The 24581-nt window shown below is 67.6% G+C and carries 24 protein-coding genes; 21 read left to right on the forward strand and 3 right to left on the reverse strand.

Annotation, left to right across the window (positions count from 1 at the left end; genetic code table 11):
- The first annotated feature begins 33 nt into the window (after nucleotides 1-33).
- The 4 genes from WT24_RS13025 to WT24_RS13040 all read left to right on the forward strand — a co-directional run bounded on the left by WT24_RS13025 (nucleotide 34) and on the right by WT24_RS13040 (nucleotide 5684).
- Nucleotides 34-2118, forward strand: a complete 2085-nt coding sequence (locus tag WT24_RS13025) for a 3-hydroxyacyl-CoA dehydrogenase NAD-binding domain-containing protein (RefSeq protein WP_060033855.1) — start codon at nucleotides 34-36, stop codon at nucleotides 2116-2118.
- Between the two features lie 44 nt (nucleotides 2119-2162).
- A complete protein-coding gene (gene pncA, locus WT24_RS13030; protein WP_060033858.1) occupies nucleotides 2163-2795 on the forward strand; it encodes a bifunctional nicotinamidase/pyrazinamidase in 633 nt (210 codons plus the stop codon).
- Nucleotides 2796-2845: 50 nt separating this feature from the next.
- The gene (locus WT24_RS13035) at nucleotides 2846-4024 is read left to right on the forward strand and encodes an acetyl-CoA C-acyltransferase (RefSeq protein WP_060033864.1); all 1179 of its coding nucleotides are present in this window, start codon (nucleotides 2846-2848) and stop codon (nucleotides 4022-4024) included.
- Between the two features lie 259 nt (nucleotides 4025-4283).
- Nucleotides 4284-5684 carry a sensor domain-containing diguanylate cyclase gene (locus tag WT24_RS13040; protein WP_060033866.1) on the forward strand — a complete coding sequence of 467 codons (1401 nt, stop codon included), beginning with the start codon at nucleotides 4284-4286 and terminating at the stop codon, nucleotides 5682-5684.
- A gap of 165 nt (nucleotides 5685-5849) precedes the next feature.
- On the opposite strand, the gene WT24_RS13045 is transcribed toward WT24_RS13040, so the two are convergent.
- Entirely contained in the window at nucleotides 5850-7991 is a 2142-nt protein-coding gene (locus WT24_RS13045) for a hypothetical protein (RefSeq protein ID WP_060033869.1), read from the reverse strand.
- Nucleotides 7992-8694: 703 nt separating this feature from the next.
- On the opposite strand from WT24_RS13045, the gene WT24_RS13050 reads away from it, so the two are divergent.
- The 9 genes from WT24_RS13050 to WT24_RS13090 all read left to right on the forward strand — a co-directional run bounded on the left by WT24_RS13050 (nucleotide 8695) and on the right by WT24_RS13090 (nucleotide 15017).
- Nucleotides 8695-9030 carry a helix-turn-helix transcriptional regulator gene (locus WT24_RS13050; protein WP_059790679.1) on the forward strand — a complete coding sequence of 112 codons (336 nt, stop codon included), beginning with the start codon at nucleotides 8695-8697 and terminating at the stop codon, nucleotides 9028-9030.
- Nucleotides 9031-9052: 22 nt separating this feature from the next.
- The gene (locus WT24_RS13055; RefSeq protein WP_060033872.1) at nucleotides 9053-9547 is read left to right on the forward strand and encodes an arsenate reductase ArsC; all 495 of its coding nucleotides are present in this window, start codon (nucleotides 9053-9055) and stop codon (nucleotides 9545-9547) included.
- Nucleotides 9548-9611: 64 nt separating this feature from the next.
- Nucleotides 9612-10685 carry an ACR3 family arsenite efflux transporter gene (gene arsB / locus WT24_RS13060; RefSeq protein WP_060033876.1) on the forward strand — a complete coding sequence of 358 codons (1074 nt, stop codon included), beginning with the start codon at nucleotides 9612-9614 and terminating at the stop codon, nucleotides 10683-10685.
- Between the two features lie 20 nt (nucleotides 10686-10705).
- Nucleotides 10706-11428: an arsenical resistance protein ArsH gene (gene arsH, locus WT24_RS13065; protein WP_060033879.1), complete on the forward strand. Its 723-nt coding sequence runs from the start codon at nucleotides 10706-10708 to the stop codon at nucleotides 11426-11428.
- Between the two features lie 21 nt (nucleotides 11429-11449).
- The gene (gene arsN2, locus WT24_RS13070; RefSeq protein ID WP_060033882.1) at nucleotides 11450-11878 is read left to right on the forward strand and encodes an arsenic resistance N-acetyltransferase ArsN2; all 429 of its coding nucleotides are present in this window, start codon (nucleotides 11450-11452) and stop codon (nucleotides 11876-11878) included.
- Nucleotides 11879-12619: 741 nt separating this feature from the next.
- Nucleotides 12620-12934 (forward strand): Dabb family protein, encoded by a 315-nt coding sequence (locus tag WT24_RS13075; protein WP_006483902.1) that lies wholly within the window; start codon nucleotides 12620-12622, stop codon nucleotides 12932-12934.
- Nucleotides 12931-13410, forward strand: a complete 480-nt coding sequence (locus WT24_RS13080) for a PaaI family thioesterase (protein WP_006483907.1) — start codon at nucleotides 12931-12933, stop codon at nucleotides 13408-13410. The genes WT24_RS13075 and WT24_RS13080 overlap by 4 nt, the downstream gene beginning before the upstream one ends.
- Nucleotides 13411-13569: 159 nt before the next feature.
- On the forward strand, nucleotides 13570-14529 hold the full coding sequence (locus WT24_RS13085) for an alpha/beta hydrolase (protein WP_060033884.1): 960 nt from the start codon (nucleotides 13570-13572) through the stop codon (nucleotides 14527-14529).
- A gap of 41 nt (nucleotides 14530-14570) precedes the next feature.
- The gene (locus tag WT24_RS13090; protein WP_060033887.1) at nucleotides 14571-15017 is read left to right on the forward strand and encodes a GNAT family N-acetyltransferase; all 447 of its coding nucleotides are present in this window, start codon (nucleotides 14571-14573) and stop codon (nucleotides 15015-15017) included.
- A gap of 16 nt (nucleotides 15018-15033) precedes the next feature.
- Here the strand turns inward: WT24_RS13090 and WT24_RS13095 are convergent, their stop codons facing one another.
- Together WT24_RS13095 and WT24_RS13100 are read right to left on the reverse strand one after the other, a co-directional pair.
- Nucleotides 15034-15876, reverse strand: coding sequence for an NRDE family protein (locus tag WT24_RS13095; protein WP_059790689.1), 843 nt, complete (start codon nucleotides 15874-15876; stop codon nucleotides 15034-15036).
- A 76-nt stretch (nucleotides 15877-15952) separates the two neighbouring features.
- Nucleotides 15953-16987, reverse strand: coding sequence for a folate-binding protein YgfZ (locus WT24_RS13100; RefSeq protein ID WP_059790691.1), 1035 nt, complete (start codon nucleotides 16985-16987; stop codon nucleotides 15953-15955).
- Nucleotides 16988-17064: 77 nt separating this feature from the next.
- On the opposite strand from WT24_RS13100, the gene mltG reads away from it, so the two are divergent.
- The 8 genes from mltG to WT24_RS13140 all read left to right on the forward strand — a co-directional run bounded on the left by mltG (nucleotide 17065) and on the right by WT24_RS13140 (nucleotide 24382).
- Nucleotides 17065-18084 (forward strand): endolytic transglycosylase MltG, encoded by a 1020-nt coding sequence (mltG, locus tag WT24_RS13105; protein WP_060033889.1) that lies wholly within the window; start codon nucleotides 17065-17067, stop codon nucleotides 18082-18084.
- A complete protein-coding gene (gene tmk / locus WT24_RS13110) occupies nucleotides 18084-18704 on the forward strand; it encodes a dTMP kinase (RefSeq protein WP_034207505.1) in 621 nt (206 codons plus the stop codon). Before mltG ends, tmk begins: the two co-directional genes overlap by 1 nt.
- Before the next feature lie 18 nt (nucleotides 18705-18722).
- Nucleotides 18723-19751, forward strand: coding sequence for a DNA polymerase III subunit delta' (locus WT24_RS13115; protein ID WP_059506070.1), 1029 nt, complete (start codon nucleotides 18723-18725; stop codon nucleotides 19749-19751).
- Between the two features lie 141 nt (nucleotides 19752-19892).
- The gene (locus tag WT24_RS13120) at nucleotides 19893-20672 is read left to right on the forward strand and encodes a TatD family hydrolase (RefSeq protein WP_060033892.1); all 780 of its coding nucleotides are present in this window, start codon (nucleotides 19893-19895) and stop codon (nucleotides 20670-20672) included.
- Nucleotides 20673-20715: 43 nt separating this feature from the next.
- Nucleotides 20716-21426 carry an ankyrin repeat domain-containing protein gene (locus WT24_RS13125; protein WP_059506074.1) on the forward strand — a complete coding sequence of 237 codons (711 nt, stop codon included), beginning with the start codon at nucleotides 20716-20718 and terminating at the stop codon, nucleotides 21424-21426.
- Nucleotides 21427-21544: 118 nt separating this feature from the next.
- On the forward strand, nucleotides 21545-21901 hold the full coding sequence (locus WT24_RS13130; protein WP_059506076.1) for a Rap1a/Tai family immunity protein: 357 nt from the start codon (nucleotides 21545-21547) through the stop codon (nucleotides 21899-21901).
- Between the two features lie 89 nt (nucleotides 21902-21990).
- Nucleotides 21991-23163: a mechanosensitive ion channel family protein gene (locus WT24_RS13135; protein ID WP_059506078.1), complete on the forward strand. Its 1173-nt coding sequence runs from the start codon at nucleotides 21991-21993 to the stop codon at nucleotides 23161-23163.
- 43 nt (nucleotides 23164-23206) lie between these two features.
- Nucleotides 23207-24382, forward strand: coding sequence for an AAA family ATPase (locus tag WT24_RS13140; protein ID WP_060033895.1), 1176 nt, complete (start codon nucleotides 23207-23209; stop codon nucleotides 24380-24382).
- The last annotated feature ends 199 nt before the right edge of the window (nucleotides 24383-24581 follow it).

Here is a 24581-nt window from a genome sequence, read left to right on the forward strand (position 1 = left end):
CCAATCCGGCGCGCGATGCATGGAGGCAGGCAGATGGCAGTGGACTACTCGACTCGCGACGGCGTGGCCGTCGTCACGCTCAACAACCCGCCCGTCAACGGGCTCGGCCTGTCGACCCGCCAGGGCGTCATGGACGCGCTCGATCGCGCCGCGCAGGATCCGTCGGTCACGGCCATCGTGCTGACCGGCGCGGGCCGCGCGTTTTCGGGCGGTGCCGACATCACCGAATTCAATACGCCGAAGGCCCTGCAGGAGCCGACGCTGCACACCGTGATCCGTGCGGTGGAGGCGAGCGCGAAGCCGGTCGTCGCGGCGCTGCACAGCGTCGTGATGGGCGGCGGCCTGGAGCTCGCGCTCGGCGCGCATTACCGCGTCGCGTCGCCCGGCGCGCAGGTCGCGCTGCCCGAAGTGAAGCTCGGGCTGCTGCCGGGCGCGGGCGGCACGCAACGCCTGCCGCGCGCGGTCGGGCTCGAAACCGCGCTGAACATGATCGTGTCGGGCGCGCCCGTGCCGTCGGAGCAACTCGCGAAGAGCGGGCTGTTCGACGAAATGGCCGACGGCGACCTGCTCGACGCGGCCGTCGCGTTCGCACGCAAGGTCGGCGCGCAGAAGGGGCCGCATCCGCGCGTGCGCGATCGCAAGATCGTCCACGAGAACGCGGCGGGCTTCATCCAGTTCGCACGCAATTCCGCGCGGGCCGCCGCGCCGAATTTCCCCGCGCCGCACAAGTGCATCGACGCGATCGAGGCCGGCGTGCTGAACGGTTTCGACAAGGGCAGCATCGCCGAGCGCGAAGGTTTCGTCGCGCTGATGATGACGCCGGAAAGCCGCGCGCTGCGCCATGCGTTCTTCGGCGAGCGCGCGGCGAGCAAGATTCCCGACGTGCCGGCCGATACGCCGCTGCGCGAGATCCGCCGGGTCGGCGTGATCGGCGCCGGCACGATGGGCGGCGGGATCGCGATGAACTTCGTCAACGCGGGGCTGCCCGTCACGCTGCTCGAAACGAAGCAGGAGGCGCTCGAGCGCGGCCTCGCGACGATCCGCAAGAATTACGACGCGCAGGTGAAGAAGGGCAAGCTCACGCAGGAGAAGCTCGACGCGCGCATGGCGCTGATCGCGCCGACGCTGTCTTACGACGACCTGAAGGACGCCGACCTGATCGTCGAGGCCGTGTTCGAGGAACTCGGCGTGAAGGAGCAGGTGTTCCGCAAGCTGGACGAAGTCGCGAAGCCGGGTGCGATCCTCGCGTCGAACACGTCGACGCTCGACGTCGACAAGATCGCGGCGTTCACGAAGCGTCCGCAGGACGTGGTCGGCATGCACTTCTTCAGCCCGGCGAACGTGATGAAGCTGCTCGAGGTCGTGCGCGGCGCGCAGACCGCGAAGGACGTGCTTGCGACCGTGATGGCGGTCGCGAAGAAGATCCGCAAGACGGCGGTCGTGTCGGGCGTGTGCGACGGCTTCATCGGCAACCGGATGATCGAGCAGTACATCCGCCAGGCGCTGTTCATGCTCGAGGAAGGCGCGCTGCCCGCGCAGGTCGATCGCGCGATCGAGAAGTTCGGGTTCGCGATGGGGCCGTTCCGGATGAGCGACCTCGCCGGCAACGACATCGGCTGGGCGATCCGCAAGCGGCGCTACGTCGAGCAGCCCGAGCTGCAGTATTCGAAGATCGCCGACCGCCTGTGCGAACAGGGCCGCTTCGGCCAGAAGACGGGCGCCGGCTGGTACGACTACGTGTCGGGCGATCGCAAGGCGAAGCCATCGTCGCTCGTCGACGAGATGGTCGTCGCGTATTCGAAGGAGCGCGGCGTCGAGCGGCGCAAGATCGGCGACGACGAGATCGTCGAGCGGCTGGTGTTCGCGCTGGTCAACGAAGGCGCGAAGATTCTCGAAGAGAAGATCGCGTCGAAGGCGTCCGACATCGACATGGTCTACCTGACCGGCTATGGCTTCCCGCTGTGGCGCGGCGGCCCGATGCTGTACGCGGACACGGTCGGCCTCTACAACGTCGAGCGCGCGATTCGCCGCTATGCGGCGGCGCCGAACGGCGACGCCTGGCGGCTCGCGCCGTCGATCGCGGAACTGGCGAAGGCCGGCCGCGGGTTCAACGGCTGACGCCGCCGCATCGCGGCGCGTCCGATCCTGTCTGGAGACACGCAATGAAACGCACCGACGACGTCCTGCTCGTGATCGACGTGCAATACGACTTCATGCCGGGCGGCGCGCTCGCGGTGCCCGACGGCGATGCGGTCGTGCCCGTGATCAACGCGCTCGCGCAACGCTTCGACCAGGTCGTGCTCACGCAGGACTGGCACCCGCGCGAGCACGTGTCGTTCGCGGCGAACCATCCGGGCCGCGAGCCGTTTTCGACGCTCGCGCTGCCGTACGGCGAGCAGGTGCTGTGGCCCGTGCACTGCGTGCAGGGCACCGACGGCGCGGCGCTGCATCGCGACCTCGACATCCCGCACGCGCGGCTGGTGATCCGCAAGGGCGGCGACGCACAGGTCGACAGCTATTCCGCGTTCGTCGAAGCCGACCGCACGACGCGCACGGGGCTCGCGGGCTACCTGCGCGAACTCGGCGCGAAGCGCGTGTGGTGCTGCGGGCTCGCGACCGACTATTGCGTCGCGTGGTCGGCGCTCGATGCGCGCGCGGCCGGTTTCGAAGCCGCGGTGATCAACGATGCGTGCCGTGCGATCGACCTGAACGGGTCGCTCGCACACGCATGGCAGCAGATGCAGGCAGCGGGCGTCGTACATGCGACGTCCGCGGGCGCGCGCCCGACGGCGTAGCGCATTCCCCATCCGATTCAGGACATGAAGCAGGACCGAAGGAGACTCGCATGACCGAAGCCGTAATCGTATCGACCGCACGCACGCCGCTGGCGAAATCCTGGCGCGGTGCCTTCAACATGACGCACGGCGCGACGCTCGGCGGCCACGTGGTCGCGGCCGCGCTCGAACGCGCGAAGCTCGACCCGGCGCGCGTCGAGGACGTGATCATGGGCTGCGCGAACCCCGAAGGCGCGACGGGCGCGAACATCGCGCGGCAGATCGCGCTGCGCGCCGGCTTGCCGGTGAGCGTGCCGGGGATGACGGTGAACCGCTTCTGTTCGTCGGGGCTGCAGACCATCGCGCTGGCCGCGCAGCGGATCATCGCGGGCGAAGGTGAAATCTATGTGGCCGGCGGTGTCGAATCGATCTCGTGCGTGCAGAACGAGATGAACCGGCACATGATCCAGGAAGGCTGGCTCGTCGAGCACAAGCCCGAGATCTACTGGAACATGCTGCAGACCGCCGAGAACGTCGCGAAGCGCTACGGCATCTCGAAGGAGCGGCAGGACGCGTACGGCGTGCAGTCGCAACTGCGCGCCGCGGCCGCGCAGGAAGCCGGGCGTTTCCGCGACGAGATCGTGCCGATCACCGTGCTGGCGGGCATCGCCGACAAGGCGACGGGCCGCCTGTTCACGCAGGAAGTGACGGTGTCGGCCGACGAAGGCATCCGCCCCGACACGACGCTCGAAGGCGTGTCGAAGATCCGTTCGGCCGTGCCGGGCGGCGTGATCACCGCAGGCAATGCGAGCCAGTTCTCGGACGGCGCGTCGGCCTGCGTCGTGATGAGCGCCGCCGCCGCGCAGCGCGACGGGCTGCATCCGCTGGGCGCGTTCCGCGGCTTCGCGGTGGCCGGCTGCGAACCGGACGAAATGGGCATCGGCCCGGTGTTCGCGGTGCCCAAGCTGCTGAAGCAGGCCGGGCTGACAGTCGACGACATCGGCCTGTGGGAGCTGAACGAGGCGTTCGCGGTGCAGGTGCTGTACTGCCGCGACACGCTCGGGATTCCCGAGGATCGCCTGAACGTGAACGGCGGCGCGATCGCGGTCGGCCATCCGTACGGCGTGTCGGGCGCGCGCCTGACCGGCCATGCGCTGATCGAAGGCAAGCGGCGCGGCGTGAAGTACGTGGTCGTCACGATGTGCATCGGCGGCGGGCAGGGCGCGGCCGGGCTGTTCGAAATCCTCTGATCTTTGAGTAGCGGCCGCGGCGACGCTTTGGCGCGGCCGCACGCCGCCGCAGCGAATCGGCGCGGCCGACGCGCCATTCGCGACGGCGGGGAAGCAAACGGCATGCACCCGGCAATGCCGTTTCCCCTGACTTGTCAAACGAATTGCCCCACCTATACTTGCTCTGACATTTGCCTTTCGGCACGATGGGCCGGATCGTGCGTCGCGCGATCCGCGCCGCGAAGATTCGAATCAACGCAGCAGACCGACCGGGGACCGAATGAGTACGACCTATGCAGCCGGGGAACCGCCGCGCGTCGTCAGCGCGGCCGCGAGGCTCTACGCGAAATGCCTGCTGGTCGGATTCGCGTTGCTGCCTGCCTATCTGATTGCCTATCTGTGGTTCTTCAGCGACCGGAGCGTCGTGTTCGAGAGCCACGCCTTCCACGAAATCGCGATCGCGGCGGCGACGATCGAAGGTGCGTTCGTCACCTACGTGACGTGGGTGTGCTACCGGTCGTCGGGCGAGCCGCTGCTGCGCTGGCTGACGCTCGGCTTTCTCGGCTTCGCGATGATCTATGCGTTGCACGGTGCATTCACCGGGATGGCGCACCACAACATCTGGCTGTTCCTGCTGTACGGGCCCGCGTCGCGTTTCGTGATGTCGGCGCTGCTGCTCACGGGCCTGCTGTCGTATTCGCGTCCGCCCGACCGGATCGACAAGCGCACGAGCGTGCGGACGTGGCTGCCGTGGATCGTGTTCTTCGTGATCGTCAACGTGGCGGTCGCGTACATCGCGTATTCGCCGATCGCGGGCGCGCTCGGCACGCGGCTGTCGATGGAAGGCGGCGCGCTGGTGCTCTCGCTGCTGAACGTGTGCGTGCTGCTCGCGCGGCGGATCCGTTCGCCGCTGATGGTGATCTACGGCGTGTCGATCATGGCGTTCGCGCTGTCGTCGCTCGCGTTCATTCTCGGCAAGCCGTGGAATCACATGTGGTGGCTCGCGCATGCGATCTTCGCGGGCGGATTCTTCCTGCTCAGCTACGGCGTCGTGCAGGCGCTGCAGACGACGCGCTCGTTCTCGGCGATTTATAGCCAGGAAGATCTGATGAGCCGGCTGTCGGAATCGATGGCGCGCACCGAAAGCGCGCTGCAGGAGCTGCGGCGCACGAACCAGAAGCTCGAGTACATGGCCGCGACCGACCCGATGACGGGGGCGTCGAACCGCCGCCAGTTCATCGCACAGGTCGAGCGCGAGATCGTGCGGGCCGAGCGCGACGGCACGCCGTTCTGCCTGCTCGCGCTCGATCTCGACAATTTCAAGAACATCAACGATGCATACGGGCACCAGATCGGCGACGAGGTGCTGCGCGGCGTCGTGCGCCAATGCCTCGAGGCGATCCGGCCGGCGGGCGCGCTTGCGCGGGTCGGCGGCGAGGAGTTCATGGCGCTGTTGCCGGAGATGCCGCTCGAAGGCGCGCGGATGACGGCCGAGCGCATGCGTTCGTCGATCGCGAGTGCGCCGTTCGGGCTCGACTTCAAGCGCGTGCAGGTGACGGTCAGCGTCGGCGTCGCGCAATACGGCATCGACGGCGGCACGGTCGATGCGCTGCTGCGGGTGGTCGACGAGCGGCTGTACCAGGCGAAGCGGGAAGGGCGCAATCGCGTGGTGTCGCGATGATCCGTATTTCGCCGACGCCCCGGCGGCGGGAGCGCCACCGGGGCTTTTGCAGGCCGGGGCCGGTGCCGGCCGGCACACCGGCACACCCGGCACACCCGGCACACCCGGCACGCCGGGCACGCCGGGCACGCCGGGTGGCACGCCGGGCACACCCGCAGCGACGCGTTAGCGCGACGCCACCGCCGTCGCCTGCTTCGGCTGTCCGTCCTGTATCGGCTGCGACGCCTGCCACCAGTACTTGCCCGCGCGCTGCTGCGGATCGCGGATCGCGAGATACGTCGTACTCCAGAGCTGCGCCGCGTTGGCTTCGGTCGCGTCGGCGCTGCGCGTGCCGAATGCGTCGGTCTGGTACTTGCCGTTCACGTAGGACCACGTCCACATTTCCGACGTGCGCATGTCGCGCCCGTTCGAGATCACCTGCCAGATCGTCTGCCGCGCCTGCGTGAGCAGCGTGCGCGTCGCGGCCGACAGGTCCTGGCGCGCAAGCTGGCGATCGAGCCCGGCCACCCACATCGCCTGCTGCCACGACCAGATCACCGTGCCGTGATACGCGGAGCTCGTGAACTTCGGCCACAGCGACGGGTTCGCATACGCGGGGTTCGCGATCAGCATCCCGACATCGGTCACGAGCCCGCTCGGGAACGGCCGCGTGACGTCGGCGACGATCCGCTGAAGCTGGTCGTCGGGCGGCGTGCCGAACAGCAGCGCGAAGCCGCCGTCGGAATTCATCACCGGAATCGGGTTGCCCTGCTGGTCGAGCGACAGCGCGTAGAAGGCCAGCGGTGCGGCAGGCGCGGCGCCGGCCGGCACGCCGGCGGATGGCGCATAGGCCGACACGTCGGTGGCCGCCTGCGCGGCCGGCACGCTGACCTGGAACAGCGGCGGCGCCTGCGTTTCCCAGGTAGCCGCTTCGTTCGCCGTGTTGGCGAGCGTTGCGCGCTGCCCGGCATCGAGGTACGGATCGAGCAGGCCGCGGGCGAGGAACGCGTTCGCCGCGCGCAGCGCGGCCGGCACGAGCACCGCGTTCACGTCGTACGGGTACACGCCGCCGCCGAGGCCGTCGGTGCTGTCGCGCCAGTTGCCGACGATTTCGCCTGGCCGCAGATGGATCAGGTTCGCGACCGACGGCTGCTGCGCGAACGGCTGCGCGGTCGTCGCGACGTGCAGCAGATTGACCACGAGGCGGCTGCCGTTGGTCTGCCCGTCGCTGCCGCGCTGCGCCAGGTACGCGGCCGCGCGCGCCTGGCCGCGCGTATCGTCGATCAGCCACGCGGCCGCGATCGGCGCGAGCAGGTAGTCGCTGTCGATCATCTTGTAGTCGTAGGTCGGTGTCGCATCGTTCGGCCGCCCGTTCTTCTGGTTGTCGATCAGCGCGAACTCGCCGATGCCTTCCTCGTGCGCGACCTTGCCGTCGGCCGACAGGCGGCTCAACACCGACGACAGCCCGGCCTCGATCGCCGCCGGTTCGAGCACGGGCATCAGCATGCGCACCGAGATCAGCGTGTCGCGGCCGAAGTACGTGTCGTACTGCCACGAGCCGGCCAGCAGCTTGTCGTTGAAGCTGAGGAATTCGAGCACGTTCTGGCTGACCGGATCGGGATTCACGGACGGGGCGAACAGGTCGGCGTGCGTGATCGGCGACAGCGGCGTCTCGCCCGACAGCGCGTCGATGTGCAGCTTCAGCGTGTGCGAGCCCGTCGGCGCGCTCAGCACGAGCTTGCCGCCCGCTGCCGGCGCGATGCTGCCGCCGTCGCGCAGCGTGATGCGCAGCGCATAGCCGGGCGCGCCGTCGATCCGGTCGCGTTGCCATTGCGCGGTGCCGCCCTGAACCGTCGGCGCGGTGAGGATCTGTTGCGGAATCGTGGCGCCGCCGTTGAAGTCGCGCAGGAAGCGCACGTTGCTCAGCACGCCCTGGCGGATCGTCAGCGTACCGGTGTCGACCGACACGTCGGCGCCGATGCCGTAGAGCGGGCGGCCGTGTGCGTCCGGGGCCGACAACGCGGACGGCGGCGTGTCGAGGCTCCAGTTCACCGGCTGCGCGGTGTCGTCGAACCACAGCCCGGTGCCGCTGTTGCCGGCGGGGAAGACCACGAGCAGGCGCGGTTTCGTCGACGAGCGCACGAGCAGGTGCGCGGCGACCTTGTCCTGCCGGTAGAACGCATTGATCTGGCCGCCGGTATCCATACGGAACGACAGCGCGGCGGTGTTCGACGGCGGGCTGTTCGATTTGACGTCGTCGTCGTTGCAGGCCGACAGCAGACCGGCACAGACGAGCCCGAGACACAGCGACTTCGCAAGGCGATGCATGTTGATGTCCCTCCTGATGACTGGCGATTTTTATCTGGATGTTCTAATCGACGGATCTCGGGTCCGCTTGATCCCGGTTTGTATTCATTCTGGCGAATGACGGGAGTTAATCGGGATGTTGCGATTCTTCGAAAAGAAAATGGGTTGGCAAATAGCCGAATGGCCGATAAATGCCGCAAGCTGGAAACGACAGGGGCGACGCGTCGATGCTCCGCGACAAAGGCAATACACAAGCCCTTCGCGCGGGTGAGTGGCGAATCCGGGGCGGCGAAGAAGATGATACGTAAGCCGTCGTAGGCGATTCTAAATTTACGGGAAAGTCGAAGTCAATAATGTTTTGGTTTTCGAATATTGAATTGAAAAGCTGGCCGCAATTATTACCCGTCTCGCCGGTAAAATGTGCGATTTAACGGATGCGGATAATTTACTCCGGATATCCGATGACGAAACTGATCGGCAATACCGTATCGCGCCGGCGATTGATGCCGGGCAGGAAAGGAATCGCCATGTTCATATCGCCTTTTTGGGCAAGGAGCCGGCTCGCACCGGGGCGATGAGCACGAGGCCGCGCAATTTGCGTTCCTGCCGTTCGACCGGAATCGTGCGTTCGCTCATCGGAACCGGCAGGTCGGGCAGGCATGGCGGCTACCGTGGTTCACGCGAATCGCTACGCAAAGTTCCATATTTCGACTATTATAGAAATATGGAAGCAAACCAGATCATCGCTGCACTTGCAGCGCTCGCGCATGAGTCCCGGCTCGCCGTGTTCCGCGCGCTCGTCCAGGCCGGGCCGGAAGGCATGTCCGCCGGGCAGATCGCCACGTTGCTGGACGTGCCGCCGTCGTCGCTGTCCTTCCATTTGAAGGAGCTGGCGTATGCGCAACTCGTGACGAGCCGACAAGAAGGCCGCTTCGTGTTCTATTGCGGAAATTTCGCGACGATGAACGGCTTGCTGGCCTACCTCACCGAGAACTGCTGCGGCGGGAATCCATGTTCGCCGGTGTCGGCGTGCCCGACGCCCGATCGCTGCCAATCCTGACGCGCATGCGCGTGCATCGCCCATGACCACGAACGTACTGATTCTCTGCACCCACAACTCCGCCCGCAGCGTGCTGGCGGAGGGCATGCTCAATTTCTGGGCTGCGACGCTCGGCAAGGACGTCCGGGCGTATAGCGCCGGCAGCGCGCCGAGCGGTCGCGTCAACCCGTTCGCGCTGGAGGCGTTGAGGAACGCCGGCGTCGACGTCGACGGATACCGCAGCAAAAGCTGGGACGAATTCGCCGGCGACGGCGCGCCCGAGATGCGTGTCGTCATCACGGTGTGCGATAGTGCGGCAGCCGAAACGTGTCCGTACTGGCCCGGCAGCCCCGTCAAGGTCCATTGGGGTTACGCCGATCCGTCGAATGCGGCCGGCGGTGACGAAGGCAGGCGACTTGCGTTCGACCTGACGCGTCAAGCGATCGGCTATCGCATGCTGCAGTTGCTGGCGTTGCCGCTCGAGCGCATGAGCAATGCCGAGCTTCAACGCGCGTTGACCGATATCGCGCGACATTGATCGCCCGTACGATGGCCCGCCGGCGTGAGCGTCGGGCGACGCATTCGAGACCGAATCCCGTGCAATGACCGCGTACAACACCGCCCCGCCGCGCAAGGCCGCTACCAAGCCGGCCATCAATTTCTTCGAACGCTACCTCACGCTCTGGGTTGCGCTGTGTATCGTCGCGGGTATCGCGCTCGGCCGGGCGCTGCCCGGTTTGTTCCGGCAGATCGGCCGGATCGAATACGCGCAGGTCAATCTGCCCGTCGGGTTGCTGATCTGGGTGATGATCGTTCCGATGCTCGTCAAGGTCGATTTCGCCGCGTTGCACGAGGTACGTCGACACGTGAAAGGCATCGGCGTCACGCTGGTCGTGAACTGGCTCGTCAAGCCGTTCTCGATGGCATGCCTGGGCTGGCTGTTCATTCGCCACCTGTTTGCACCGATGTTGCCGACGGACCAGCTCGACAGCTACATCGCCGGCTTGATTCTGCTGGCCGCGGCGCCGTGTACGGCGATGGTGTTCGTGTGGAGTCGACTCACGGGGGGCGACCCGCTGTTCACGTTGTCGCAGGTCGCACTGAACGACAGCATCATGGTGATCGCGTTCGCACCGATGGTCGGGCTGCTGCTCGGTATGTCGGCGATCACCGTACCGTGGGCGACGCTGCTCACATCGGTCGTGCTGTACATCGTCATTCCGGTCATCTTCGCGCAGCTGTGGCGCAAGCACCTGCTCGCCAACGGCGCGGCTGCATTCGATGCCGCGATGGCGAGGATTGCTCCCTGGTCGATCGCTGCGCTTCTCGCGACGCTCGTCCTCCTGTTCGCCTTTCAAGGCGAGGCGATTCTGGCGCAGCCGCTCGTGATCGCGCTGTTGGCGGTACCGATCCTGATTCAGGTGTTCTTCAATTCCGCGCTGGCCTACTGGCTCAATCGCACGGTCGGCGAAAAGCACAGCGTTGCATGTCCGTCGGCGCTCATCGGTGCATCCAACTTCTTCGAGCTGGCCGTCGCCGCGGCGATCAGCCTGTTCGGATTTCACTCGGGCGCCGCGCTGGCGACCGTCGTCGGCGTGCTGGTCGAGGTGCCGGCGATGTTGCTGGTCGTGCGTGTCGTCAACCGTTCGAAGGGCTGGTATGAGCATCGGGCCTGAGTACATCGGAGAATCCGCAGATGACCGACGACATGAACGATCTACCGCAACTCGACACCGCGCTGTTCCGCGTGCCGGATGCCGCCCAATTGCGGCCGGCTGCGGCGTCGACGCATCCTCCCCGGATTCTGCTGCTCTATGGCTCGCTCCGCGAGCGCTCGTTCAGCCGCCTGCTGGTCGAGGAAGCGGCACGCTTGCTCACGGCGATGGGCGCCGAAGTCCGCGTGTTCAATCCGAGCGGACTGCCTCTGCCGGACGACGCGCCCGACAGTCATCCGAAGGTCGTCGAGCTGCGCGAACTGGTGATGTGGTCGGAAGGGATGGTGTGGTGCTCGCCGGAACGGCACGGCGCGATGACGGGCATCATGAAGTCGCAGGTCGACTGGATTCCGCTGTCGGTCGGCGCCGTGCGGCCGACGCAGGGCAAGACGCTCGCGGTAATGCAGGTCAGCGGCGGGTCGCAGTCGTTCAACGCGGTGAACCAGATGCGTGTGCTCGGACGCTGGATGCGCATGCTGACCATCCCGAACCAGTCGTCGGTGGCGAAGGCTTTCATGGAATTCGACGAAGCGGGGCGGATGAAGCCGTCCGCTTATTTCGATCGTGTCGTGGACGTGATGGAAGAATTGGTGAAATTTACGTTGCTGACGAGAGATATCAGCCCGTACCTGGTCGATCGGTACAGCGAGCGGAAGGAGAGCGCCGAAGCGCTTTCACGGCGTGTGAATCAGCGAAGCATCTAGCGGCCGACGGAAGGAGCCAGGATGGAGATCCGTTGCGCCACTGTCGACGACTTGCCGTCGATTGAAGCATTGCTGCGCCAGGGCGGCCTGCCGGTCGCCGGCGTCGCAGGTCATGTGCAACGTTTCGTCGTTGCGATCGAGCATTCGACGGTATGCGGATGCGGCGGTGTCGAGTATTACGGTGACGCCGCGCTTCTGCGTTCCGTTGCGGTTTCCGCCAACATGCGCGGTTCCGGCGTCGGGCGGGCCATCGTGTCGCGGCTGGTGGATGCATGCCGTTCCCTCGACGTGCGGTCGTTGGTGCTGCTCACAACGACCGCAGAGGACTATTTTGCCCGTCTGGGTTTCGTGTGCGTTGCACGAGGGGACGTGCCGTCTTCGGTGCTCGCGTCACCTCAGTACCAGGGTGTGTGTCCGGGATCGGCCGTTTCAATGCTGCGGGTTCTTTGAGCGTTACGGCGATCGTTGCGTACGCAACTGCATCGTCGCGACGCTCGAAGGCCGCCAAATCGCCGCCGGCGTGTGCTTCTTGCTTCGCTCCGTCCACGTGTATCGCGGCGATCCTGCCGTATGCGACGTACGTCCGATCGGCCCCGCGTGGTATCGGATCGATCCGGAATCGGGTCGAATTGAAGCGCATTTCCTCCTCCAGGCGTTGTCATTGTCGAGATCGCCATTGACCCATCTGATCCGAACGTCGAGCCATCACCTCGGTGGCTTGCTGATGTTGCCCGCATGCTCGTCCCTGTACGAGAGGGGCGCTATCGGTATTGTCGTTTGCGGGTTATCGGCCGGTTCCGAATGGCGCGAGAAGGACGCGGGGTCCGTATCGACCAGCCGTCTTGAAGACCAGCGGCGGACATTTCCCAATCGCGAATAAACTCTCCTTTCCGTCAACTATGTATCGGTGGCGCCGGAGTTTGGTGCCGGATGGGCGAACCCCGAGATACGGCGCCATCGGTGCCGGTAAGTTTGGTAGGCTTGTCGCCTGGGCTTGCTCGTCCGATCTCGACGTCGGCAAGTGGCACGATGAGATGCGGGTGCCGCCCTTGAAGATTGCAGGCGATACCCGTTTTTCTCGGCCGAACGCGATTTCGAGCGAATGCGAGCGAACGGTGAAAGGGCGGAACGCGCCCAACCGGCAACGGTTTCAGGCAAACCACCGAACCAACACGAACAGGAGCGAACGAAGTGATCAGACATATCGTCATGTGGAAGTTGAAGGAATCGGCGGAAGGCGCGACGCGTGCGCAGAACGCGCTGAAGCTGAAGGAGAAGCTCGAAGGCTGCCGCGACCTCGTGCCGGGCACCCTGCAGATCGACGTCGGCGTGGCGACGCCGGGCCTCGACGCGACCGCCGATATCGTGCTCGTCTCCGATTTCGCCGACAAGGCCGCGCTCGACGCGTACCAGGTGCATCCGGTTCACCAGGAAGTGAAGAAATTCGTCGTCGCGGTGGCCGAATCGCGCGAGTGCGTCGACTACATCGTCGACAACGCACGATGAGCGACGCGGCAACCCCGACGGAAGGCCCGTCGATCGAAAGCCCGTTCGTCGATCTGCTCGGCGTGCAGCTCGTGTCCGCGAAGGACGGCGCGAGCGAGATCGTGCTGCCGCTCGAGGAGCGCCACATGAACACGTGGAGCATCGCGCACGGCGGCGTGACGATGACGCTCGCCGATATCGCGCTCGCGATGGCGGCGCGCAGCCTGACCGACGACGGCGTCGGCGTCGTCACGGTCGAGATGAAGGTGAACTTCATGCAGCCGGGCCGCGGCGAATTGCGCGCTTACGGGCGCGTGATGCACCGCTCGACGACGATGGCCTACTGCGAAGGCGAAGTGCGCGACAGCGACGGCAATTTCGTCGCGAAGGCGCTCGGTACGTTCAAGTACATGCGGCGGCTCGCGGTCGGCCGCGACATCAAGCGGCAACGTTCGCGCACCGCGCCGGACGCCCAGCCCGGCCCGAGCGACGCGTAAGCATCCATCACGCACGGCCCTGTCCCTTCGATGACGCAGGGCCGTCTCGTTTTGGCGCACGGGCGGGCCGGCGCACCGCGTGCCGCGCTCGCCGGGCGCGCGCGTGGCATCATGTCACGCTTGTCCGTTCACGGCGCCACGCGGGCGCCGTCCACACCGATGCCGCTGAATCCCAAGATCGCCCAGGTGCTCGACATGATCGAGCGCGCGAAACGTCCGTCGTATCACCACCAGACGCCGCAGCAGGCGCGCGCCGCGTACGAGAAGAGCGCGCCGATCCTCGACGTCGCGCCGGCGCCGATGCATTCGGTGGAGGCATGCGTCGTGCCGACGCGGGACGGCCGCACGATCGGTGCGCGGCTGTATCTGCCGGTCGAGCCGAGCCTCGCGGAGCCGCTGCCCGCGCTCGTGTACTACCACGGCGGCGGCTTCACGGTCGGCAGCGTCGACACGCACGATGCGCTGTGCCGGATGTTCGCGCACGATGCGCAATGCGCGGTGCTGTCGGTCGGCTACCGGCTCGCGCCCGAACACCGGTTTCCGACCGCGGTGAACGACGCGGACGACGCATTGCAGTGGCTGCATCGCGAGGCCGCCGCGTTCGGCATCGACGCCGCGCGGCTGGCCGTCGGCGGCGACAGTGCGGGCGGGACGCTCGCGACGGTCTGCGCGGTGCTCGCGCGCGACGCGGGCATTCGTCTTGCGCTGCAACTGCTGATCTATCCGGGCGTGACGGGTTACCAGGACACCGAATCGCATGCACGGCTCGCGAACGGCTACCTGCTGACGCAGGACACGATCCAGTGGTTCTTCACGCAATACGTGCGCGATCGGGCGGACCGCGACGACTGGCGTTTCGCGCCGCTCGACGGCACGCGCGATGCGCCGTCGTTCGCGGGTATCGCGCCGGCATGGATCGCGACGGCTGAATTCGATCCGTTGAGCGACGAGGGCGCCGCGTACGCGGACAAGTTGCGCGCGGCCGGCAACGCGGTCACGCTGGTCCGCTATCCGGGGATGATCCACGAATTCTTCAAGATGGGCGGCTACGTGCCGGAGGTGCGGGCCGCGCATGCCGATGCGGTCGCGGCGCTGAAGGCTGCATTCGACGAAGTTTGACGGCGAGCGCGCGACGGCGTGCAGGCCGCGGGAGAGCTGCGATGACGAACGGCGCGGGCGTGGTGGAAACGGGCGACTGGACGGTGCTGGGCGGCGACGCTGCGCGAATCCGAGACGCGGTGTTCGTGCGGGAGCAGCAGATTCCGCCGGAATGGGAACTCGACGACGACGATCCGTTGTCGCTGCATGCGGTCGCGTACCGGACCGATGCGGCGACCGGGCTGCGTCGCGCGGTCGCGACGGGGCGGTTGCTGCCGTCCGGCACGATCGGCCGCGTCGCGGTGCTGGCCGACGTGCGCGGGCAGGGTGTCGGATCGGCCGTGCTGAATGCGCTGCTGGACGCCGCACGGCGCCGCGGCGAAGCCGTCGTGCGGCTGTACGCCCAGGATTCGGCGGTGTCGTTCTATCTGCGGCACGGTTTCGCGACGGTCGGCGAGCCGTTCGTCGAAGCCGGCGTGCCGCACGTCGAGATGGCGCGCGCGCCGTAGCGCGCAACGCGTGCGTTCAGCGCCGCGTCGTGTCGATATCGAACGTGAACGCGCGCTCGAACGCGCCCGGGCGGACGGTCCGGTGCGAGCCGTCGTCGTCGCTGCGCTCCTTGACCTCGACCGTCAGCCGCACGCCTTCCTTCATCGTGACGCGCAGCGCCGTGGTGCCGCGCGTGCCGTATTCGGGCGTTTCGATGAACGCGGCCGACAGCGCGCGCTCGCGCTCGATCGGAATGCCCGTGTGCGGCAGTGCGTCGTCGGCGGCGACGTGCGGGTCGCGCATCAGCGCGATCAGCTCGTCGAGCGACGGGGTCGGGTTGTCGGTGAGCAGCGTGCCGAGCTCCGCGCGCTTGCGCACCACTTTCGGCCAGGGCGTGTCGAGCCGCGCATTCGACAGCGCATGCACGCCCGGCGCGATCGCGACGGGCGCGGCGACACGGCTTTCGCCCTCGGGCGCGCGGTTGCAGAACCATGCGAGTTCGCGCCGGCGCCAGTCGCCGACCAGCAGGTTGAAGCCGTTGTACACGGCCGCATGTTCGGCAAGTTGCTCGAGATAGTCGAGCGGGGCGACCGACGAGCCGCCGAGAAAGTCGGATACCAGCTTGCCGCGGGTCGGCGCGCCCGCGCGAATGTCGAACGGCGCACGGTAGTTGGTCAGCGCGGCGAAGCGGCCGTCGCGCGATACGCCGAGCCACGTGCCGCCCGCTTCGAGATCGCGACCGGCCAGTACGCCCGGCACGTCCTCCCACCACGAGAGCGGCGCGCTGGTCCGGCGAAAGAATTCGTCGCGATTGGCGGCGAGGGTAAAGACGGGACCGGCGGCGGCATCAGGCTGCCAGTCGAAGGCAATCAGGCACATCGGGCGAATCTCTCGCAGGAAACGTCGTGCGCCGGCTGCGACTCGCGAGCCGGCCCGCGAACGGGTTGTCAGTGCATCACGCTTCGGTCGGCCACGCGTACGGCAGCGCATCGAACGCGAGCGCCGGGCCGCCGGCCGAACCGAGGTGCACCGTGCCGCTGTCGAGTGCGGCGAGCTTGATCTCGACCAGCGCGTCGACGCCGCCCGCCGGCGCGGCCGCCGCATTGACGATCATCCCGCACGGCTGGCCCGGGTCGTCGCTGTGGAACAGCTCGACGCCGGCATGCACGGTATCGGTCTCGCCGGCGACGTGCGCGAGCGCGGTGCGGCGCTTGATCGTGCCGCGGTACTGGCTGCGCGCCACCACTTCCTGGCCCGGGTAGCACCCTTTCCTGAAGTTAACGGCACCGATCACGTCGAAGTTGACCATCTGCGGGACGAACTGCTCGACAGCCGGCTGCGTGATGCGCGGCTCGCCCGCGCGAACGTCGAGCCAGTCCCACACGGCGGGCGACACGACGGGCAGCGTGCCGGCCAGCGCGGCGACGCGCGCGTCGACTTCGGCGCGCGGGCCGATCCACAGATAGCGCTTGCGGCCGGCTGCATCGGGCACGCGGATCAGCGCGCCGGCCGGGCCGTCGACCTTCACGTGCACGCCGTCGGGCAGCGCATCGAAGATGCCCGACAGCGCGGCACGCACGTCGCCGACGAAGCCGGCCACCGCGAGCGTGTCGCTCGCGTCCGTCAGCTTCGCCTTCGCACGCAGCACGAACATCGACAGCCGCTTCTGCACGGCCGGTTGCACGTCCTTCGACACGAGCAGGCGCACGCCGTGGCCGGCCCGCCACGCGAGGAACGACGCGAGCAGGCGGCCCTTCGGCGAGCAGTACCCGGACAGCCGCGCGCTGCCGGCATCGAGATGCTCGATGTCGTTGGTGAGCTGGCTGTGCAGGAACGTCGCGGCGTCGTCGCCGGCCACGTCGATCACGCCGAACTGCGGCAGCGGCATGCAGGCGCCCGGCGCGTCGAAATCGGCGGCGGACGGGCGGGGGAAAACGGGGAGCGAGGCAGATGCGGCCTGGGCAGCCGGTGAAGCGAACGGTGTGCTCATGGAATGAGGGAACAGTCAACCCTGACTTTGACGGAGGCGAGCAAGTATTATATGGGTCTTACCTGAGTCACGTTTCCATGTCCCTACTGAAGAAATGCGCCGCGACGATCGTGGCGCTGGCCGTCGTTGTGGCCGCTGCCGGCGCGGGCGGCGGGTATTACTGGGCGACCCGGCCGCTGTCGCTGGGTTCGGCATCGCTCGACGTCACGATCAAGCCGCGCAGCAGCGTGAAGAGCGTCGCGTCGCAGCTCAAGCGCGGCGGCGTGCCGGTCGAGCCGTTCGCCTTCGTCGCGATGACGCGCGTGCTCGGGCTGTCGAGCCGGCTCAAATCGGGCAACTACGAATTCAAGACCGGCATCACGCCGTACGACGTGCTGCAGAAGATCGCGCGCGGCGACGTGAACGAGTACGTCGCGACGGTCATCGAGGGCTGGACCTTCAAGCGGATGCGCGCGGAGCTCGACGCGAACCCCGATCTGGCGCATGCGACGGCCGGCATGAGCGACGCCGAGCTGTTGCGCGCGATCGGCGCATCGGACAGCGCGGTGCAGCGCGGTAGCGGCGAGGGGCTGTTCTTTCCCGATACCTACCTGTTCGACAAGGGCACGAGCGACCTGAACATCTACCGGCGCGCATACCGCCTGATGCAGACGCGCGTCGACGAGGCATGGGCCGCGCGCACGCCGGGGCTGCCGTACAAGACGCCTTACGAAATGCTGACGATCGCGTCGATCGTCGAGAAGGAAACCGGCCATGCGGCCGACCGCGCGTTCGTCGCGGCCGTGTTCGCGAACCGGCTGCGCATCGGCATGCCGCTGCAGACCGATCCGTCGGTGATCTACGGGCTCGGCGACGCGTACGACGGCCGTCTGCGCAAGCGCGACCTGCAGGCCGACACTCCTTACAATACCTACACCCGACGCGGGCTGCCGCCCACGCCGATCGCGTTGCCGGGTGTTGCCGCGCTGCAGGCGGCGATCAATCCGGCCCCGACGAGCGCGCTCTATTTCGTCGCGAAGGGCGACGGCACGAGCGTGTTCTCGGACACGCTCGGCGACCACAACAAGGCCGTGGACAAGTACATACGAGGTCAATAATGGCGAGCGGTAAATTCATCACGTTCGAAGGCATCGACGGGGCGGGGAAGACCACCCACCTGTCATGGTTCTGCGAACGCCTCCAGGACCGGCTGGCCGCAGCCGGCCGGCAGGTCGTCGTCACCCGCGAGCCGGGCGGCACGCAGCTCGGCGAGAAACTGCGCGAGATCCTGCTAAACCAGCCGATGGATCTCGAGACGGAAGCGCTGCTGATGTTCGCCGCGCGTCGCGAGCACCTCGCGCTCGTGATCGAGCCGGCGCTCGCGCGCGGCGACTGGGTCGTGTCGGATCGCTTCACCGACGCGACCTTCGCGTACCAGGGTGGCGGCCGCGGGCTGCCGCGCGACAAGCTCGAGACGCTCGAGCGCTGGGTGCAGGGCGGTTTCCAGCCCGACCTCACGGTGCTGTTCGACGTCGCGCCGCAGGTCGCGAGCGAGCGTCGCGGCGCCGCGCGTATGCCGGACAAGTTCGAAAGCGAGTCCGACGCGTTCTTTACCCGCACACGCGCCGAATACCTGCGGCGCGCGGAAGAGGCGCCGCATCGCTTCGCGGTCGTCGACGCGACGCGATCGATTCCCGAGATCCGCCAGCAGCTCGAACGCGTGCTCGCCGCGCTGTAACCCGCAAGGAACGCCCCCATGATCTATCCGTGGCAAACCGACGACTGGAACCGCCTGCAGCAACTGCGCGCGCAATGGCCGCATGCGCTGCTGCTGCACGGTCAGGCCGGGATCGGCAAGCTGCAGTTCGCGCAGCATCTCGCGCAGGGTTTCCTGTGCGAATCGCCGCAGCCGAACGGCGAGCCGTGCGGCGCCTGCGCGGCCTGCAACTGGTTCTCGCAGGGCAACCATCCGGACTACCGGATCGTGCTGCCCGAGGCGCTGGCGGGCGAGGCGCCGGGTGCGGCGGACGACGCGAAGCCGGCCGACGCGGACGAAGGCGGCAAGAAGACGCGGGCGCCGAGCAAGGAAATCAAGATCGAGCAGGTGCGCGCGCTGCTCGACTTCTGCGGGGTGGGTTCGCACCGCGGCGGCGCACGCGTCGTCGTGCTGTATCCGGCCGAGGCGCTCAATGTCGCCGCGTCGAACGCGCTGCTGAAAACGCTGGAGGAACCGCCGCCCGGCGTCGTGTTCCTGCTCGTGTCGGCGCGCATCGATCGCTTGTTGCCGACGATCATCAGCCGCTGCCGCCAGTGGCCGATGACCGTGCCGGCGCCGGAGGCCGCCGCCGCGTGGCTCGCGGCGCAGGGTGTCGACCACGCCAGCGCGCTGCTCGCCGAAGCCGGCGGCGCGCCGCTCGCCGCGCTGGCGCTCGCGAGCGACGAGAACCGTCCGCTGCGCGACTACACGCTCGGGCAACTGGCCGCCGGTGCGGCCTGCGATCCGTTCGCGTGCGGCGAGACGCTGCAGAAGCTGCCGGTGCCGCTGGTGCTCGGCTGGCTGCAGCGCTGGCTGTACGATCTGCTCGCCCAGCGGATGGCCGGTGCGCCGCGCTACTTCCCGATGCATGCGGCGGCCCTGGCGCGCTGCGCGGAAGCGGTCGACGCGAACGCATTCGCGCGCTTCATGAAAGCCGTGACGCGGCAGCGGACGGTCGAGAACCATCCGCTCAACGCACGGCTCGTATTCGAGGAATTGTTTCTCGGATATCGGGAAATGTTCGCTTGATCCGACATTGTTTCCGATGGGTTGCGAAACGATGAACGGGTCACGCGCGGGCGCGAGCGTGGCCGGCCGGTCCGCCCACGTCGCCCGGTGCCGCATGCCGGCGGGCGCATGAGCGCTCGTCTCACGTATTCAGGAAACACGATGTTCGTCGACTCTCACTGCCACATCAATTTCAAGGGCCTGGCCGATCGTCTGCCGGCCGTTCTCGAGAACATGCGCGAGCACGACGTCACGCACGCGCTGTGCGTGTCGGTCGATTTCGAGACGCTGCCCGACGTGCTCGCGATCGCCGAAGCGCACGACAACGTGTACGCATCGGTCGGCGTGCATCCCGATCACGAGGATGCGCGCGAGCCGACGCTCGCGGAGCTCGTCGAGCTGGCCGCGCACCCGAAGGTCGTCGCGATCGGCGAGACCGGCCTCGACTACTACCGCCTCGAAGGCCGCTCGATCGCCGACATGGAATGGCAGCGCGAGCGCTTTCGCACGCACATCCGCGCGGCGACCGCGACGATGAAGCCGCTGATCGTCCACACGCGCGCGTCGTCGGAAGACACGCTGCGAATCATGGCCGAGGAACGCGCGGACGTGCCGGGCGGCGTGATGCACTGCTTCACCGAGCCGTGGCCGGTCGCCGAGCAGGCGCTCGCGCAGAACTTCCATATCTCGCTGTCGGGTATCGTCACGTTCAAGAGCGCGACCGACGTGCAGGACGTCGCGCGGCGCGTGCCGCTCGACCGGCTGCTGATCGAGACCGACTCGCCGTACCTCGCGCCGGTGCCGTATCGCGGCAAGCCGAATGAACCTGCGTACGTCAGCCATGTCGGACGCTTTATCGCATCCGAACGCGGGATCGCCGTCGAGGTGCTCGCCGATGCGACGACGCAGAACTTTTTCCGGCTGTTCAAGATCGCCCGCTAACGACGGGCGCGCAGCCGACAACCCAGGGAAGGAGCCCACAACAATGACGAAGCCGACCAACCACCTGCCCAAACGCGCACTCGTTGCGGCCGCATTCGTCGCGAGCGGGCTGTTCGCCGCCGCCGGCGCGCATGCCGAGTCGCTCGACGCGATCGTCAAGGCCGTCAAGTTCGACGACATCGCCGATATCGGCAAGCAGCTCAAGAGCGGCAAGCTCGATCCGAACACGCTCGCGCCGAACGGCGACCCGATCCTCGTGATCGCCGCACGCGAGAAATCCGACAAGGTCGCGGCGGCGATCGCCACGACGCCGAACGTCGATCTCGAGAAGGAAGACAAGGCCGGCGAAAACGCGCTGATGCTCGCGTCGCTGAACGGCGACCTCGACCTCGTCAAGCTGCTGATCGACAAGGGCGCGGAAGTCAGCAAGAAGGGCTGGGCGCCGCTGCACTACGCGGCGACCAACGGCCACGACGCGGTCGTCAAGGTGCTGCTCGACCACGACGCGTACATCGACACCGCGTCGCCGAACGGCACGACGCCGCTGATGATGGCCGCGCGCGGCAACCATGCGTCGACGGTCACGCTGCTGCTCGACCAGGGCGCCGATCCGCAGGTGAAGAACCAGCTCGGCATCACCGCGCTCGAGTTCGCGAAGCACTACAACGCGCCGGACGCGATCGAGATCCTGAGCAAGCGGACGACGCGTATCGGTGCGGCGACGCCGGCAGATGCTCAAAAGAGTGCAAAATAACGGTTTTTGGTGCGGCGGCGCCTGTCCGCCCGGCCGCCTTCCGGCCGGAACAGGGCATCCGGCGCCGCACCGGCCAACGCAGCAGGCGGTCCCCCGCCGCATTGACATAAGGAACACCATGTTGCGCGCAATGTTTTGTGCCGCGGCGTTTGCCGTGCCGTTGTCGGCGGCGGCTTTCACGGGCGCGGATCTCGACCGGCTGTGCGCGAAGACGGACGTCAAGTCGCGGGCGTCGTGCGCGGCCTATATCGAAGGCGCCGCCGACGGCGTCTACAACACGATCGATGCGATCGGCGGCACCACGGGGCCGCGCGTCGGTCAGTACTTCTGCCTGCCGCCCGACATCCGGGCGCAACAGATGACGGACGCGGTGCGCAAGTACATCGCGGAAAATCCGAAGCTGGCCGACTACAACGCGAGCACCGCGGTGTCGCTCGGTCTCGGCAAGGCGTTTCCCTGCAGGAGCGGCAGCTGATCTGACGCCGTGTCCGGGCGCGTGCGTGGCCCGGACGTCGCCGACGCATCCAGGACGAAGCCTGTGCGCTTCATCACTCGAGGGCGCCGATGATTTCAATCGAGGAACTGCAGCGCATCGCCGATGCGCCGTTGCATTCGTGGCTCGGCACGCTGGGCGTGTCGGTCATCGTCATACTGGTCGTCACGGTCGTGCACCGCCTCGGCGCACGCATCGTCAAACGCGTCGCGCAGCCGTATCCGCTGATGAGCGCGATCCTGCGCTACATCGACAAGCCGTCGCTCGTCGTGCTGGCGCTGCTGGCGCTCGAATTCCTGTGGCTCCAGGCGGACGACGGCATGTCGTTCGTGCGCGGCATGCGCACCGCAGCCGCCGTCGGCTCCATCGTGTCGCTCACGTGGCTGCTGGTGCGGCTCGCGGCCGGCGTCGGCGACGCGATCATCCAGGCCCATCCGATCGATACGGCCGACAACCTCCAGGCGCGGCGCGTCCATACGCAGGCCAAGGTGCTCGTGCGGACCGTGATGGTGCTGATCGTGATCATCGGCACCGGCGCCGCGCTGATGACGTTCCCGAACGTGCGCCAGATCGGCGCGAGCCTGCTGGCGTCGGCCGGTGTGGCAGGGCTGGTCGCCGGTATCGCCGCGCGGCCGGTGCTCGGCAACCTGATTGCCGGGTTGCAGATCGCGCTCACGCAGCCGATCCGGCTCGACGACGTGGTCGTGATCCAGGGCGAGTGGGGGCGCATCGAGGAAATCACCGGCTCGTTCGTGTCGGTGCGGCTGTGGGACCAGCGGCGTCTCGTCGTGCCGCTGCAGTGGATCATCGAGAACCCGTTCACGAACTGGACGCGCAGTAGCGCGGAGATCATCGGTACCGTTTACCTGTCGGTCGATTACCGCACGCCGCTCGCGCCGCTGCGCGAGGAACTCGCACGGCTCGTCCACGCCGCGCCGGAATGGGACGGCCGCGTGCAGGTGCTGCAGGTGACCGACGCGACGGAGCGCACGATGCAACTGCGTGCGCTCGTCAGCGCGGCCGACTCGTCGTCGTGCTGGGATCTGCGCTGCCGCGTGCGCGAAGGGCTGATCGCTTATCTGCAGAACCGCTATCCGCAATGCCTGCCGCGCAGCCGGATGGAGCTGTATCCGCACGAATCCGCGCCCGATGCGCCGAATCCCGAACGGCCGCACGCGCGCTCGCCTGCCGCCAGCACGGCGGCCAACACCGCGGCCGACCCGCAGGCCGTCGACGGTCGCTGAACGCGGCCCGGCGTCGGCCTGCCATGCCCCATCGCCCATTCCCATGACCGCGCTGAAGACGCTCGCCATCGCCAATTACCGCTCGCTGCGCGAGCTCATCGTGCCGCTCGCGGCGCTCAACGTCGTCACGGGGCCGAACGGCAGCGGCAAGTCGAGCGTGTACCGCGCGCTGCGGCTGCTCGCCGACACCGCGCAGGGCCGCGTGATCCCGTCGCTCGCGCGCGAGGGCGGCTTGCCGTCGACGTTGTGGGCCGGGCCCGAGCGCTTCTCGCGCGCGATGCTGGCCGGCGAGGTGCCGGTGACGGGCACCGTGCGCAACGGGCCGGTGAGCCTGAAGCTCGGCTTTGCGTGCGACGATTTCGGCTATTCGATCGATCTCGGCCTGCCGCTGCCGAGCAGCTCGCAGTTCGCGCTCGATCCGGTGATCAAGCGCGAATGCATCTGGGGCGGCGCGTTGCCGCGCCCGTCCACGCTGCTGGTCGACCGGCAGGGCGCGCAGATTCGCGTGCGTACCGCGTCGGGCGACTGGCGGACGATTCCGCAACCGGTCGCGAGCTTCGACAGCATGATGACCGAGTTCGCCGATCCGACCGGCGCGCCCGAGATGATCGCGGTGCGCGAGCGGATTCGCTCGTGGCGCTTCTACGACCATTTCCGGACCGATGCGCGGGCGCCGGCGCGCCAGTCGCACATCGGCACCCATACGCCGGTGCTCGCGGACGACGGGGCCGACCTGGCCGCCGCGCTGCAGACGATCCGCGAAATCGGCGACGCGGCGGCGCTCGACGCGGCGATCGACGACGCGTTTCCCGGCGCGTCGGTCGAGATCGACAATCCGGGCGGCCGTGGCCGCTTCGACGTGCTGATGCGCCAGCCGGGGCTGCTGCGGTCGCTGGCGGCGGCCGAGCTGTCCGACGGCACGCTGCGCTACCTGCTGCTCGCGGCCGCGCTGCTGACGCCGAGGCCGCCGGCGCTGATGGTGCTGAACGAACCCGAGACGAGCCTGCATCCCGATCTGCTGCCGGCGCTCGGCCGCCTGATCGCGCAGGCCGCCCGGCATTCGCAGGTGCTGGTCGTGTCGCACGCGGCGCGGCTCATCGCGACGCTCGAGCGCGAGGCCGGCTGCGAATCGCTGGTGCTCGACAAGCAGCTCGGCGCGACCGCGCTCGTCGATGCCGACTCGCGCGACCTGCCGGCGTGGAAGTGGCCGTCGCGCTGACGGCCTGATGGCGTGCGTTGGGTCGCGATCGGCGCGCGAAGGCATCGGATCGGCCCCGAACGGGCTCGATGCGAGGCGGCCGGGCCCGCTCTGCGGAATGTATCCGGTCTGTAACAACCCCCAAAAAATGAAAGACCGGCGGTTCCGCTCATCGGGATCGCGAATAATAATGGGATATCCGGCTGGTGCCACGCCGGCC

This window comes from Burkholderia sp. MSMB1078WGS (assembly GCF_001528895.1).
Taxonomy (GTDB): domain Bacteria; phylum Pseudomonadota; class Gammaproteobacteria; order Burkholderiales; family Burkholderiaceae; genus Burkholderia.

Bases quoted from the DNA above. Each gene is read 5' to 3' on its own strand.
- WT24_RS13025 (WP_060033855.1), top strand. From the start codon at position 34: ATGGCAGTGGACTACTCGACTCGCGACGGCGTGGCCGTCGTCACGCTC.
- pncA (WP_060033858.1), top strand. From the start codon at position 2,163: ATGAAACGCACCGACGACGTCCTGCTCGTGATCGACGTGCAATACGAC.
- WT24_RS13035 (WP_060033864.1), top strand. From the start codon at position 2,846: ATGACCGAAGCCGTAATCGTATCGACCGCACGCACGCCGCTGGCGAAA.
- WT24_RS13040 (WP_060033866.1), top strand. From the start codon at position 4,284: ATGAGTACGACCTATGCAGCCGGGGAACCGCCGCGCGTCGTCAGCGCG.
- WT24_RS13045 (WP_060033869.1), bottom strand. From the start codon at position 7,991: ATGCATCGCCTTGCGAAGTCGCTGTGTCTCGGGCTCGTCTGTGCCGGT.
- WT24_RS13050 (WP_059790679.1), top strand. From the start codon at position 8,695: ATGGAAGCAAACCAGATCATCGCTGCACTTGCAGCGCTCGCGCATGAG.
- WT24_RS13055 (WP_060033872.1), top strand. From the start codon at position 9,053: ATGACCACGAACGTACTGATTCTCTGCACCCACAACTCCGCCCGCAGC.
- arsB (WP_060033876.1), top strand. From the start codon at position 9,612: ATGACCGCGTACAACACCGCCCCGCCGCGCAAGGCCGCTACCAAGCCG.
- arsH (WP_060033879.1), top strand. From the start codon at position 10,706: ATGACCGACGACATGAACGATCTACCGCAACTCGACACCGCGCTGTTC.
- arsN2 (WP_060033882.1), top strand. From the start codon at position 11,450: ATGGAGATCCGTTGCGCCACTGTCGACGACTTGCCGTCGATTGAAGCA.
- WT24_RS13080 (WP_006483907.1), top strand. From the start codon at position 12,931: ATGAGCGACGCGGCAACCCCGACGGAAGGCCCGTCGATCGAAAGCCCG.
- WT24_RS13085 (WP_060033884.1), top strand. From the start codon at position 13,570: ATGCCGCTGAATCCCAAGATCGCCCAGGTGCTCGACATGATCGAGCGC.
- WT24_RS13090 (WP_060033887.1), top strand. From the start codon at position 14,571: ATGACGAACGGCGCGGGCGTGGTGGAAACGGGCGACTGGACGGTGCTG.
- WT24_RS13095 (WP_059790689.1), bottom strand. From the start codon at position 15,876: ATGTGCCTGATTGCCTTCGACTGGCAGCCTGATGCCGCCGCCGGTCCC.
- WT24_RS13100 (WP_059790691.1), bottom strand. From the start codon at position 16,987: ATGAGCACACCGTTCGCTTCACCGGCTGCCCAGGCCGCATCTGCCTCG.
- mltG (WP_060033889.1), top strand. From the start codon at position 17,065: ATGTCCCTACTGAAGAAATGCGCCGCGACGATCGTGGCGCTGGCCGTC.
- tmk (WP_034207505.1), top strand. From the start codon at position 18,084: ATGGCGAGCGGTAAATTCATCACGTTCGAAGGCATCGACGGGGCGGGG.
- WT24_RS13115 (WP_059506070.1), top strand. From the start codon at position 18,723: ATGATCTATCCGTGGCAAACCGACGACTGGAACCGCCTGCAGCAACTG.
- WT24_RS13120 (WP_060033892.1), top strand. From the start codon at position 19,893: ATGTTCGTCGACTCTCACTGCCACATCAATTTCAAGGGCCTGGCCGAT.
- WT24_RS13125 (WP_059506074.1), top strand. From the start codon at position 20,716: ATGACGAAGCCGACCAACCACCTGCCCAAACGCGCACTCGTTGCGGCC.
- WT24_RS13130 (WP_059506076.1), top strand. From the start codon at position 21,545: ATGTTGCGCGCAATGTTTTGTGCCGCGGCGTTTGCCGTGCCGTTGTCG.
- WT24_RS13135 (WP_059506078.1), top strand. From the start codon at position 21,991: ATGATTTCAATCGAGGAACTGCAGCGCATCGCCGATGCGCCGTTGCAT.
- WT24_RS13140 (WP_060033895.1), top strand. From the start codon at position 23,207: ATGACCGCGCTGAAGACGCTCGCCATCGCCAATTACCGCTCGCTGCGC.